This is a genomic window from Pedobacter sp. SYSU D00535 (genome assembly GCF_017355855.1).
Lineage (GTDB): Bacteria > Bacteroidota > Bacteroidia > Sphingobacteriales > Sphingobacteriaceae > Desertivirga.
On the sequence record NZ_JAFEWD010000001.1, the window covers coordinates 899105 to 911346 of the forward strand.

The 12242-nt window shown below is 43.6% G+C and carries 11 protein-coding genes; 7 read left to right on the forward strand and 4 right to left on the reverse strand.

Features of this window, described 5'->3' with window-relative positions:
- Positions 1 to 32: 32 nt before the first annotated feature.
- Both J4N23_RS03705 and J4N23_RS03710 read left to right on the forward strand, forming a co-directional pair.
- Positions 33 to 2486 (forward strand): penicillin-binding protein 1A, encoded by a 2454-nt coding sequence (locus tag J4N23_RS03705; RefSeq protein ID WP_207425651.1) that lies wholly within the window; start codon positions 33 to 35, stop codon positions 2484 to 2486.
- A gap of 96 nt (positions 2487 to 2582) precedes the next feature.
- On the forward strand, positions 2583 to 5732 hold the full coding sequence (locus J4N23_RS03710; RefSeq protein WP_207425652.1) for a basic secretory protein-like protein: 3150 nt from the start codon (positions 2583 to 2585) through the stop codon (positions 5730 to 5732).
- Between the two features lie 53 nt (positions 5733 to 5785).
- Here J4N23_RS03710 and J4N23_RS03715 read toward each other — a convergent pair whose 3' ends face one another.
- Positions 5786 to 6127 (reverse strand): GIY-YIG nuclease family protein, encoded by a 342-nt coding sequence (locus J4N23_RS03715; RefSeq protein WP_207425653.1) that lies wholly within the window; start codon positions 6125 to 6127, stop codon positions 5786 to 5788.
- 89 nt (positions 6128 to 6216) lie between these two features.
- On the opposite strand from J4N23_RS03715, the gene J4N23_RS03720 reads away from it, so the two are divergent.
- From J4N23_RS03720 to bioD, 4 genes are all read left to right on the forward strand, one after another.
- A complete protein-coding gene (locus J4N23_RS03720) occupies positions 6217 to 6993 on the forward strand; it encodes a LexA family transcriptional regulator (RefSeq protein WP_207425654.1) in 777 nt (258 codons plus the stop codon).
- Between the two features lie 125 nt (positions 6994 to 7118).
- On the forward strand, positions 7119 to 7526 hold the full coding sequence (locus J4N23_RS03725) for a hypothetical protein (RefSeq protein ID WP_207425655.1): 408 nt from the start codon (positions 7119 to 7121) through the stop codon (positions 7524 to 7526).
- 16 nt (positions 7527 to 7542) lie between these two features.
- On the forward strand, positions 7543 to 8721 hold the full coding sequence (locus J4N23_RS03730) for an 8-amino-7-oxononanoate synthase (RefSeq protein ID WP_242689062.1): 1179 nt from the start codon (positions 7543 to 7545) through the stop codon (positions 8719 to 8721).
- Positions 8718 to 9332, forward strand: a complete 615-nt coding sequence (gene bioD, locus J4N23_RS03735) for a dethiobiotin synthase (protein WP_207425656.1) — start codon at positions 8718 to 8720, stop codon at positions 9330 to 9332. The genes J4N23_RS03730 and bioD overlap by 4 nt, the downstream gene beginning before the upstream one ends.
- On the opposite strand, the gene holA is transcribed toward bioD, so the two are convergent.
- Complete coding sequence (gene holA / locus J4N23_RS03740) at positions 9316 to 10347, reverse strand: DNA polymerase III subunit delta (protein ID WP_207425657.1); 1032 nt, start codon at positions 10345 to 10347, stop codon at positions 9316 to 9318. The genes bioD and holA overlap by 17 nt on opposite strands.
- A 92-nt stretch (positions 10348 to 10439) precedes the next feature.
- Here holA and J4N23_RS03745 point away from each other — a divergent pair, with 92 nt between their 5' ends.
- Positions 10440 to 10901, forward strand: a complete 462-nt coding sequence (locus J4N23_RS03745; RefSeq protein ID WP_207425658.1) for a type I restriction enzyme HsdR N-terminal domain-containing protein — start codon at positions 10440 to 10442, stop codon at positions 10899 to 10901.
- On the opposite strand, the gene J4N23_RS03750 is transcribed toward J4N23_RS03745, so the two are convergent.
- Both J4N23_RS03750 and J4N23_RS03755 read right to left on the reverse strand, forming a co-directional pair.
- Positions 10898 to 11566, reverse strand: coding sequence for a hypothetical protein (locus J4N23_RS03750; protein WP_207425659.1), 669 nt, complete (start codon positions 11564 to 11566; stop codon positions 10898 to 10900). The genes J4N23_RS03745 and J4N23_RS03750 overlap by 4 nt on opposite strands.
- 34 nt (positions 11567 to 11600) lie before the next feature.
- Positions 11601 to 12236 (reverse strand): hypothetical protein, encoded by a 636-nt coding sequence (locus J4N23_RS03755; RefSeq protein ID WP_207425660.1) that lies wholly within the window; start codon positions 12234 to 12236, stop codon positions 11601 to 11603.
- Positions 12237 to 12242 lie beyond the last annotated feature (6 nt).

Genomic DNA, 12242 nt, shown 5'->3' on the forward strand with positions numbered 1-12242 from the left:
GAAGTTTCAGAGAAAGTGTTTACAGATACTATATGTTTAGAGAAATAAAGAATAAACCAGTACGATATTTTGCCATCCTTTTATATTTTGTAATTCTGTTTTTTTGCGCGATCGAGCTCAACTTTCTTGGCTTGTTCGGGTATTCGCCAACCCATCGCGATATTGAAACGCCAAACATGCGTATCGCTTCTGAACTTTATACAGCCGACGGCAAGCTGATCGGCAAATACTATAAGGAAAACCGTACGCCCATCGAGTTCAATCAACTTACTCCCGAAACTATCAATGCCCTCATCGCAACAGAGGACGTCCGGTTTTTCAATCACTGGGGCGTCGACATTCGTTCGGTGTTTTCTTCCGCCCTTTCTACAGCTAGCGGCGATAAACGGGGAGCCAGTACCATTACACAGCAACTTGCTAAAAACCTGTACAGAACCCGGAATAATAAGAACCAGGGCTTGGTAAGGTACATCCCAGGAGTGCGCACTATCGTCTATAAGTTTAAAGAGTGGATTACAGCCATGAAGCTGGAAGGGGAATATTCGAAGCAGGAAATACTTACTCTATACTTCAACACGGTTCCCTTCGGAAACAACACTTTCGGACTTAAAACCGCTGCAAAAAAATACTTCAATAAGGATACAGAGAAGTTAAGCGTAGATCAGGCAGCTCTGCTTGTAGGAATGTTGAAAGCGAGCACTACGTATAATCCCCAATATTATCCCGAAAGAGCACTCGAAAGAAGAAACGTAGTGCTTTCGCAGATGGAGAAGTACAATTATCTGGATAAGCAGGAGTTCCAAAAATATAGTAGTAGACCGTTGGGCCTTGCTTTAGGGAAAGTAGAAGATGACAGTCGCGGAGATTCTTACCTCCGTTCTGCCGTTGCTCGCTACCTGGAAGACTGGGCCGAAGAGAATGGTTACGATCTCTATGAATCGGGACTTAAAATATATACTACCATCGATTCCAAGCTTCAAAAGTACGCCGAGGAAGCAGTGGCAGAACAAATGAAGATTTTGCAAAGAAGATTGGATAATCAATGGCAGGGACAAAAGCCCTGGAGAACTTCAGACGGTAAAGAGATTGAAAACTTTGCTTTAAAGGCGGCTCAACGACTGCCCTACTATGATTATCTCAAAAACAAGTACGATAACAATCAGGACTCCATAAACTATTATCTCAACCTTAAAAAGGATATGAAGGTGTTTAGCTGGAATGGAGAGAAGGAAGTACGTTTTTCTACCCTCGATTCCATCGAATACTATTCAAAAATCCTGAATACCGGAATGATGACCCTTGATCCTTTCACAGGCCATATTAAGGTTTGGGTTGGAGGTATTGATTTCGATCACTTCAAATTTGATCACGTAAACCAGTCGAAAAGACAAGCCGGATCTACGTTTAAACCATTTGCCTACCTGGCGGCATTAGAAAGCGGAATGAGTCCTTGTGATCGTTTTGTGGATAAGCCTATTCAGATTGCGTACGATGAGAACAATGAACATAAAGTATGGGAGCCTAAAAACTCTGATTACTCGTTTTCCTGGCAGGAAATGACACTTCGCCACGCCATGGGTAAATCCGTAAACTCCATTACAGCACAAATAACAGAACAGGTAGGTTGGGATAAAGTGGTAAAATATGCACATCAGGTGGGAATTGAAAGTCCATTAAAAGCAGTTCCTTCTGTTAGTTTAGGCTCTAACGACGTAACAGTATTTGAAATGGTGAAGGCCTACGGCACATTCTTGAACAAGGGAATCAAAACTGAACCAATATTAGTTAAGCGCATTACCGACCATAACGGCCACCTGATTGAAGAATTTAAAGCAGAGCAGAAGCGCGTGCTTAGTGAAGAGATAGCTTGGTTAATGCTCTATATGTTCCGCGGGGGCATGGAAGAACCAGGAGGAACGTCACGTTCGCTTTGGGAATGGGACCTGTGGAAAAAGGGCAATCAGATAGGCGGTAAAACAGGAACTTCGTCAGACTTTGTGGACGGCTGGTACATGGGGATCACCAAAGATCTGGTATCAGGAGTCTGGGTGGGGGCTGACGAGCGGAGTGTCCATTTCAGAACCTCCGGGACCGGTGAAGGAGCGCACACTGCGCTACCTATTTTCGGAAAGTTTATGGAGAAAGTTTACCGCGACCCGAGTACCGGATATACTTACGGTCCATTTCCGAAACCTACTGTAGAGATCACCCGTGAGTATAATTGTGTGACTCCTTATGTTGAGGTAGATACAACCATAACTGATAGCGTTTTTGTAGATTCTTTGGCAACTCCTGACACGAGTGCTATACAAACACCTGTAGAAGAGCCGACGGAAGAACGTGCCCCTCAACAGAATAACCAGACAGAACGGAATCAGAACCCAGCCGGAAACGTACAACCAGAAGAGCCAGTTGACAGAAGGACCAGACGAGAAATAAATAGAGAGGCACGACGTCAAAAAAGGCAGGAGCAGTCAAACAATTAGAAACTTCAAGTATTATTCATAATTAATAGCTAAGCTTGTCCAGCCGGAACAATATTCTTAACTATTAATTATATTCGTCTCTCTTAATATATAAGTATGGAACAAGGATACAACCCGCTCCAAAAGCAGGGAATTAAACTATTGCTTCTATTTCTTCTGACGATAGCAATAGTTGTTCCTTCCCGGGCTCAATATTTCGGTCAAAACCTGGTGCGCTACGAAAACTTTAAATTTGTAGTTAAACAGTCGCCGCACTTCGAGCTTTATCATTATCTCCGTAATGATAGTCTGATCACCAATTTCCTCCAGGAAAGTGAGACCTGGTACGATCTTCATCAGCAGGTATTCCGAGACACTTTTAAAAGAAAAAATCCATTTATCCTCTACGCCAACCATCCTGATTTTCAATCAACAACAGTATTGCAAGGTGGTGCTGGTGTAGGAACAGGTGGTGTTACTGAAGGAATGAAGAATCGGGTAATAATGCCGGTTCATATGCTTAACCATCAAACGAGGCACGTTTTGGGACACGAGCTGGTCCATGCCTTTCAGTACCATTCCTTAATCGAAGGAGACTCTACAAATCTCGAAAATATCGGCAACTTGCCTCTTTGGATGGTGGAAGGGATGGCCGAATATCTTTCTGTAGGAAAGGTAGATGCGTTTACTGCGATGTGGATGCGAGATGCCTACCTCAATCGTGATATTCCAACCCTCCGGCAATTAACGGAGAGTAACCGATATTTTCCATACCGCTACGGCCAGGCCTTTTGGTCCTACATTGGTTCCACCTATGGCGATACAGTAATTGTTCCCTTATTTAAAGCCACTGCCCGGTACGGGTATGAAGCAGCAATAAGAAGAACCTTTGGCTATGACGAACGAACTCTTTCCAGCCTATGGCGAACTGCTATCGAAAACACTTACAAACCGCTGTTGAAAGACACCTCGCAAGTTCCTATCGGAAAGAGTGTAATCAACACTACGAACGCGGGAAGCATGAACGTTGCTCCCGCCATCTCTCCTGATGGGAAATACATTGCCTTCCTCTCTGAAAAGGAACTTCTCAGCATAGACTTATTTCTCGCAGACGCTCAGACGGGCGAAGTGATACGAAAGCTCACGAGTAAGACCTCCAACTCCCATATTGAAGAATTTAGTTTTATAGAATCGGCAGGTGCCTGGTCGCCGGATAGTAAACGCTTTGCCTTTAGTGCCTTTAGCGGTGGTCGAACGCGACTATTTGTCGTCAATGTTGCTAACGGAAAGAACATTATGAGAGAAGCAATGCCTGGTGTTGAAGAATTTAGCAACCTTAGCTGGTCTCCCAATGGGGAAGACATCGCTTTTACGGGGCTGAAAAACGGACATAGCGACCTCTACATTTACAACACCCGTACGAAGAAGCTCACCCAGTTAACCAACGATAACTTCTCTGATTACCAGCCTAGCTTTTCTCCTGATGGACGTTCTATCGTATTTTCCACGGACAGAACTACCTTGAGAGCGGGGCAAAGAGGAGTAGACATTACGTATAACCTGGCGATTATCGATTTAGATACCCGGCAGGTAAGAGACATCAATGTTTTTTACGGCGCAAACAATTTAAATCCTCAGTTTTCAGCTAACGGGCAACAGATCTACTTCCTGTCGAACAGAGATGGTTTTAGAAACATGTACCGCTACACGCTGGCGGGTGGCTTAGTTGAACAATTAACTGATTATTTTACGGGTATCAGTGGTATTACTGAGTACTCACCGGCTTTGAGTGTTTCAAGAAACGATGATATTGTCTATTCGTACTATCGTTCTCAAAAGTACACCATCTACAACGCTAAGGCAAGTGCCTTTACGCCTGTAACCGTTGATCCAACCGCTATTGACTTCACTGCAGCTACATTGCCACCGGCCAAATCAGTAGGGGTCAATATCATCAACGCCAACCTGAATAATTTTGAACGATTTGAAACGATAACCAAGGCACAGATAGAACCGGTACCCTACCGGCCACAATTTAAACTGGACTATCTGGCAAGTAATGGCGTGGGAGCCTCAGTGGGGGGAAGAATGGGAACAGGTTTAGCTAGCGGGATCCAGGCAATGTTCAGCGATATCCTCGGCAGAAACCAAATTTTTGCAGCTGCCTCTATCAACGGAGAAATCTATGACTTTGGCGGTCAGGTGGGATATTTCAATCAACAAGGAAGAATCACCTGGGGTGGTGCTGTCTCACATATTCCTTACGTCTCGGGATTAGGATATTATACACGGGATCCGAACGGAAACATTGTAGAAAACACCGACCTTCTCAGAACCTTCGAAGATCAGATACAATTGATGGCCTTCTACCCTTTTTCAAGAGTACATCGCTTTGAGACCGGTGTGGGAGCCGCCCATTATAGCTACCGACTAGACCGGTTTTCTTATCTGTATAATCAGGCGGGCTTCCCGATAGATGCACAAAGGCGAAGAGTTCCAAACGATGAAGCGGCTCAAGAATCTTTCTATAGAAACTACGGCATCGACTTTCAGTCATTCAGTATTCTTCAGCTAAACGCTGCTTTTGTCGGAGACAACTCGTACTTCGGCTTAACTGCACCACTTGCCGGTTTCCGTTACCGGGTAGGTGTAGAGAATTTAATTGGAGATATCCAGTTTACCGCATTAACAGCAGATGGCCGCCGGTATGTGCGCTTGAATCCGGTGACCCTTGCAGCAAGACTCTTCAGTTATCAAAGAATTGGCCAGGATGAGAACAGACTCTATCCACTTTTCATCGGTTACCCCTATTATATCCGAGGCTATGAGGCAAATTCGTTTTATCGGAGAGGAACCCAAACTGCTGATGCATTTAACATCAATCAACTGACGGGTAGTAGAATCGCAGTCGCCAACTTCGAGGTACGTTTGCCATTTACCGGACCAGAACGGTTGACAGCTATCGAATCAAGGTTCCTCTTTTCAGATTTGAATGCCTTTTTTGATATTGGTTTAGCCTATGACGGTGATTCAAAAGTAGCTTTTCGAGGCCGGCCGCGACAAATCGGAACTACTTTCCAGGAAGATGAAAATGGGAATGTTAACCCAGTTCCTATTCTGGAGCGCGTTCCTGCCATGAGTGCCGGTATTTCTCTCCGTGTCAATGTATTTGGTTACTTTGTAATTGAACCCTATGCGGCAATTCCATTTCAACGTAGAGACGTTAAAGGACCAGTAATTGGTTTAACGTTTGCTCCCGGCTGGTAGGAAGCATTTAAATATAATAAAAAAAGCGGCTCAGGCCGCTTTTTCTATTATATCTACATTGCAAAGTACCGCTGGTGAACATGCATCCCGGTGGTATGAAGCACCTTTTCAAAATCTAGTCCTATGCTCAGATCCAACCAATCAGGATTAACTGCCCTGATCAGCTTCTCCTTCTGCGCCCTGGTAAATTTGCTGATTATATTGAAGCGATGAATAGCAGCAGCTTCACTTGTCAACTCTTCAAAATAGATCAATCGGGTAAGCTGCTGAGAACTATCAAAGAACAAGCTGGGCATCTGCCGGTAAAAGCCTACTGTTTTTAGCAAATCAGAACTCATTCCTACATGCAAAGAAGCCCGGTTCCTGTCAGTAACGATAAACACATACCTTTTCATAATTAATCTATCTTGATTTGAAAATAAATTGCTAATTTTATGAGCATAAAGTTACTAACTATTTTAGCAAATGCAAATTTATTTTCAACATGGGTAATATCTCTAATAACCTAAAGTACCTTAGAAAGAAAAAGGGCCTTACACAGCAGCAATTCGCTGATTTGATGGAAATTAAACGTTCGCTGGTTGGCGCCTATGAAGAGGACCGGGCGGAGCCAAAATATGATTTGCTAAAAAAATTCGCAGAATTTTATGAATTGAGCATGGACGAGCTGGTAAATGAAAAAATTACCGAGAAGTGGAGTCCAAAGCAAAAACCGGAAGCGGGTAACATGCGGGTGCTCAGTATTTCTGTCGATTCGCAGGAAAGAGAAAACATTGAACTGGTACCGGTAAAAGCAAGTGCCGGTTATCTAAACGGCTTTGCTGATCCCGAATTTATCAGCGAGCTTCCCAAATTTCACTTACCTATTTTGAAACAGGGCACTTATCGGGCCTTCGAGATTAAGGGTGATTCAATGCTACCGCTGCAATCAGGCACGATCGTAATCGGTGAATATCTGGAAAACTGGACTGATGTTAAACCAGGTGAAACGTATGTATTTATTACCAAATCTGATGGGGTAGTTTATAAAAGAGCCGGAAATCGCTTCCGTGAAAACAAATCATTAAAACTCATTTCAGATAATACCATCTATGAGCCCTACACAGTAGATGCAGAAGATATTGTAGAGATATGGAAAGCGAAGGCTTACATTTCCACTTCTTTCCCTGAGCCCAACCCTGAGCCGACTATGGAAAGCCTGACTTCTATGATGGCTCAAATGCAAAAATCTATTGCCCAATTGAAACAGAATAATAACTAGAGTCTAGAACGGATGAGGCTAACCTCCTCATCCGTTTCTTGCTTCCCTCCTCCTTAACATCTTTTAACACTCTGCCATTAAACCTTCATACCTTATTCCTATCTATTCCTAAAAATTCAATAAGTATGAAGATGAAAAATTTAGCATTAACAGCGATACTGTTTTGTTCACTGGCAATTAGCGGTTTCGCACAGGAAAGACCTAAGCACGAGAACAGAACACCTGAGCAAAAAGCTCAGATGATGACCGACAAAATGAGTGAAAAACTATCACTGTCTCCTAGCCAAAAATCTGAGGTTTATAAATTAAACCTGGAGCGCGCTAAAGAAATGGAGAAATTCCACAAAGAACGTAAGGAGGACAGACAGAAAGACTTTGCTAAAAGGAAAGAGCATTTTAAGAAATCTGAAGATAAGCTCAACAAAATCCTTACTGAAGAGCAACGTAAGACCTACGCTGCTATGAAGGAGGAGAGAATGGCAAAGTTTAAAGACCGCAAGAGTGAAAAAGGCACCAGAAGAAAAGCAAAATAGTTAAGGGGTTTAATGATTGAAGAAAAAAAGCGGCCATGTGTGCCGCTTTTTTTATTTTAGACCCAAAATAGATTTGGAAAGTGCGCAGTCATATATCAGATCAAGATTGTTGGAAAGGGAGCAAAACTCCAGCCTCAGACAATTAAGAAAGACGGAAAACCTTATAGATTTTTGTTCTAACGATTATCTTGGCTTTGCTCAATCACCGGTTCTGCATGACCTCCTAAAGCAAGAATTCTTAGCAAATGGAGACCATCTGACAGGCTCTACCGGCTCGCGCCTCATTTCTGGTAACAGCACTCTCACCGAACTTCTTGAAGCAGAAATTGCAGCCTTCCATATTTCGGGGGCGGCTTTGTTGTTTAACTCTGGCTATGATGCTAATCTCGGGCTTTTTTCAGCCCTACTCCAAAGAGGCGATACTGTCATTTTAGATGAGTTGATTCATGCTTCCATCATTGATGGCTGCAGGCTTAGTTTTGCGAATAAGTATACATTTCGGCACAACGACCTAACCAGTCTCGAAGAGAAGCTCAAAGTTGCTAAGGGCAGGGTTTACATAGGGATCGAAAGTATCTACTCGATGGACGGTGATACAGCGCCACTACTAGAGATTGTTGAACTGGCCGAAAAATACGATGCGGCTTTAGTTGTAGATGAGGCACACGCCACAGGTATTTTCGGGGCACAAGGAAGGGGATTAGTTTGCCGGTATGGACTGGAAAATCGGGTTTTCGCCCGGGTAATTACCTTTGGAAAGGCACTGGGCTGCCATGGTGCGGCAGTGTTAGGTGATGAAAATCTGCGGCAGTACCTGATTAATTTTGCTCGTTCTTTTATTTACACAACCGCCGCCGCTCCTTTAAACCATCTGGCCATAAGAGCAGCCTACCAGCTATTGCAGGAAAGTACGGCACAAGAACAGCTGCGACAGAAGATTCTCTTCTTCCAATCGAAGCTTTGCTCTCTTACAGATAGCTTTATTGCCAGTGATTCCGCCATTCAATGTCTGGTTGTAGGCGGGAATGAGCAAACAAAAATCTTAGAAAAAAAAATTCAACAAGGCGGCATGGATGTCCGGGCAATCTTGCACCCTACTGTTCCGGCGGGCAAGGAAAGGCTCCGCATCTGTCTCCACACATTTAATACAGAGGATCAGATCGACAACCTGATCAATTTAATTAAGAACTCATGAAAGCAGTGTTCATTACCGGCATCGGAACCGAAGTTGGAAAAACGGTGACGTCGGCAGTTTTGGTAGAGAAATTTAAGATAGATTACTGGAAGCCTATCCAGTCTGGCGACCTTGATAATTCTGACACGGATAAGGTAAAGCGACTGGTATCGAACAACGAAAGCAAGTTTCATTCGGAAGCCTACCGACTTAGTCAACCCTTCTCTCCCCATAAATCCGCAGCACTGGACGGCATCGAGATCAGCCTTTCTCAAATTACCATCCCTCCTACTAAGAACGACTTGTTAATAGAGGGAGCCGGGGGACTGATGGTACCCTTAAATGACCAACATTACATTATCGATCTTATTCAAAGGTTGGAAACTGAAGTGATTTTGGTGATAAGACATTATCTGGGGAGCATTAATCACACCCTGCTCAGTATTGATGCCTTAAAAAGCCGCGATATTTCACTTAGGGGTATCATATTTAATGGAGCATCGGACGAATACTCTGAAAAAGCTATTTTGAATTACAGCGGAGCACGGGTTCTGGGAAGAATCCCAGACATGGAAGTGCTTACACCAGAAACTATCACCGCCGCAGGAAGAGGAATCAGTGCAATATTTTAAAGACAAGTTCCTTTAGTAACTCGCCATCAGAGGTGTTCCCGGTAGCGTCAACGCCTTTAGTTTTGAGATCATACTCCCGCAGGTAGCTAATGACATCAAAAGTTTTTCCCGCATTGTAGTTTCTGGCAGCTAACTCGTAATCTTTCACAAAAAACGGGTTTACCCCAAGCTCTTTAGCAAGATTCTGGGCAGACTTGTCTGAAACATAATGGCATTTTAGGATCTTGGTAAACCAAGTGTTAAGTGCGCCTAGCACCATCTGAATAGGATTGGACTTCGGATTTGCAGAAAAATAGTCAATAATTTGATTTGCCTTGAAGGGATCACGTTTAGCGAGCGCGTCCTGCAGTTCAAATACATTGTACTCCTTACTGATGCCGATATTATCCTGGACATGCTCTGCTGTAATTTCTGTTCCTTTAGGAATGTTAAGCATCAGCTTCTCCAGCTCGTTAGCGATCTTTGAAAGATCATTACCCAGGTATTCAGCAATTAAAGCAGCGGCACGTGGTTGAACGCGATAAGCCTTCTCCCTCACAAAATCTTCTACCCAGCCGGCCACTTTATTATCATAGATGGTAGCGGATTCAAATACCACCCCGTTCTTTTCTATCGCCTTGTAGGTCTTTTTGCGCTTGTCAAACTTGGCATGTTTGTAGCAAAACACCAGTATGGTGCTAGGGACAGGTTTTTCCAGATAGGCCAGCAAGGGATCCACTGCTTTTTTATCGTCGTCTGAATCCTTTCCCCATTTCAAGTCCTGAGCCTCCTTCACTAAAACCAACTGATAATCACTCATCATGGGAAAGCGCTTTGCCGCATTCAGAATAGAAATGACGTCTACATCCCGACCGTAAACCACTGTCTGATTAAAACCTCGTTCAGCCTCTGATAACAGATTACTTTCAATATAGTTACTAAACAGGTCAACGTAGTAAGGTTCCTCCCCATGAAACAGATAAACGGGCTTGAATTTCCGGCTCTTCAAGTCGGCCATTAAGGCAGCAGCAGTCATTCTGCAAAATAAAGCTAAAAACTGTAAAGGCTGAATATGATTTAAAAGAAAAAGCTATTCCAGTCGCCGACTTTTTTTCGGAGATTTGTGACGTGTTTGAGCCGGTCCCGTTAAATCTCCCTCCCTACCCATTCAGGATAAAACAAGAAGCCTCCGGGACATTTATTTTCGATGAAATACGGAAAAAGTTTCTGGTACTAACTCCCGAAGAGTGGGTTCGGCAACACCTCGTTCAGTTCATTATAAAAGAAAAAAAGTATCCTCGATCCTTGATAAAGCTTGAAGGAGGTTTGCGATTAAACACCTTGGCTAAGCGAACGGACGTTATCGTCTATAACTCCAGCGGAGAAAAGGTCTTATTAATCGAATGTAAAGCTCCTGACGTGAAAATCACCCAAAAGGTCTTTGATCAGATAGCCCGCTACAACATCGTGCACAGAGTCCCCTTGCTCGCTGTCAGCAACGGCCTCGACCACTACTTCTGTAGTATCGACTTTGAATCACAATCTTATCAATTTCTGGAAAGCCTTCCCCAGTACAAAAGCCGGGCTTAACCCTTATTTACCACTCGGATCTTAGCTAGTTTCACCTGATACTTATCAAAGGAGGGATGTGTTGAGCTGATCTCCTGATCTCCCATTATCGCCCGGAGTTCCTCTGAGTCCTGTTCCGCTTCCAATGAAAACACTCCTCCAAAGCAGGGTATTTCTCCTGCCAGTTTTCCTTTATCAAAGCTTACAAAGGTGCCCCCGTAATCCCAACCAAAACCATATAATTTCAATGATTTACCGTTCATTTTCTCGATCTCTTTCAAGGTAGTACCGATTTTGATGCCATTAGCAAATGCATAGGGAGCATTCGGCTGAGAAATCTCCAGATAATCAATGGTGTTAAAAGGAGCTTTCTTCTCCTTCCACACTATAGTAATTTCGCGGGAAGTACCTCTCCACGCTTTTGTAATCAGCCCTTCAAACATTCCCTCGAGCATCAGGGAGTCCTGAACCAAATTATCCTTGCCCAACTTTTCTTCCAAAGCGGGAAGATCGTCTCCCAATTCAATGGAACCTATTCCCCAACAAGTAATTTGGTCAGAGTTTTCGTGAGTACCTAAGTTGGAGGATGATTGGTCGAAGGCAGCAGAGTCAGCGCCGGAACTCGTTGTTTTCTGCTGCTGACAGCTGATAAAAACGACTATAAAAAACGAAAGGAAAAAACGCATGGGCTTTTTCCTTTCAAAAATATCAATTCTTTACTTATTGTTTTGCAGAAACCCGGATGCTGCTTAAAACCACCTCCATCCGTTGCAATAGTTTATCGTAGGATTCCAGCACCTCCTGCTTTTTAAAATTCTCATGCTCGGCCGCGTAGATATTCGTTTGCTTCACCCACTCGAGCTTTCCTCCCAAGCAAGGAGTTACCTTCGTAATCTCACCATTGTTGAAGGTAGTAATTAAGCCGCTCTGTTCTTCCGCATAAAAGTTCCGGAAAGTCACAGGCATGCTCCCGTTCTTCTTCACCACTTCCCGGAGAGTTAATCCAATACGCACACTATCTTTTGTGAGATAAGAAGACATTGCATCTGTCGCCTCCATGTACTTGATGCGTTTGTAGGGCTGACTCTTTTCTTCCCAAAAAATATTAATCTGCTCTGGCTTATTTTCCCACAAAGTGGTGTATTTCCCTAATTCAGTATTTTCGTGCTCCGACAAGGCCGCAGCGCCGAACTTCTTTTCCAGATCTGCATACGTATCGCTTAGCTTCGCCTCCCCTATTCCGTCGCAGGAGATAAGTTTTTTGGGATCAATCTGAGGTTCGGGAGCTTTTGCCACCTGTTTCTGCTGACAGGAAAACAATCCGGCAAGGAATACTAATAGAAAGGTTTTTTTCATAAAAAT